The 652-nt window shown below is 64.9% G+C and carries 1 protein-coding gene; it reads left to right on the top strand.

Features of this window, described 5'->3' with window-relative positions; translation table 11 throughout:
- On the top strand, positions 1-652 hold a 652-nt coding region (locus AB4Y81_RS21555), incomplete at both ends, for a DUF222 domain-containing protein (RefSeq protein ID WP_441996934.1).

A 652-nucleotide genomic window follows, 5' to 3' on the forward strand; every position in this document is an offset into this window, starting at 1 on the left:
AAATCTTCGCCACCACCGAACAATACGAAACCCTCACCACCGCCATGAACGCCGCCACCAACCCACGACTCACCAACACCACCGGCACCGGCACCACCGGCCCTCAGCTGGACCGGCGCTCCCGCGCCCAGAAACTCCTCGACGGCCTCATCGGAGCCTGCGCCGTAGCCATGACCACCGGGAAACTGCCCAGCAACGGCGGACTCCGACCCCAACTCACCGTCACCATCGACCACCACGACCTCTTCCAACACCTCGCCTACACCACCACGAGCGCCACAAAAGAAACCAACACCCCGAAGCAGCCGGGCCCCCGGAAGACTGTCAGTACCGGCACCGCGACCTTCACCGGCCCGATCCACCCCAACACCATCCGCAAAATCGCCTGCGACGCCGACATCCTGCCCGTCCTGCTCGGCACCGACTCCCAAATACTCGACATCGGCCGCACCACCCGGATCTTCCCACCCCACATCCGCAAAGCCATCACCGCCCGCGACSRAGGCTGCGCGTTCCCCGRCTGCACCCTCCCCGCACCCTGGTGCGAAGCCCACCACATCACCTACTGGTCACAAGGCGGCACCACAGGAACAAACAACGCCACCCTGCTCTGCTCCCACCACCACCACCTCATCCACAAAGAACACTGGCG

This window comes from Paenarthrobacter sp. TAF1, assembly GCF_052113825.1.
GTDB lineage: Bacteria > Actinomycetota > Actinomycetes > Actinomycetales > Micrococcaceae > Arthrobacter > Arthrobacter nicotinovorans.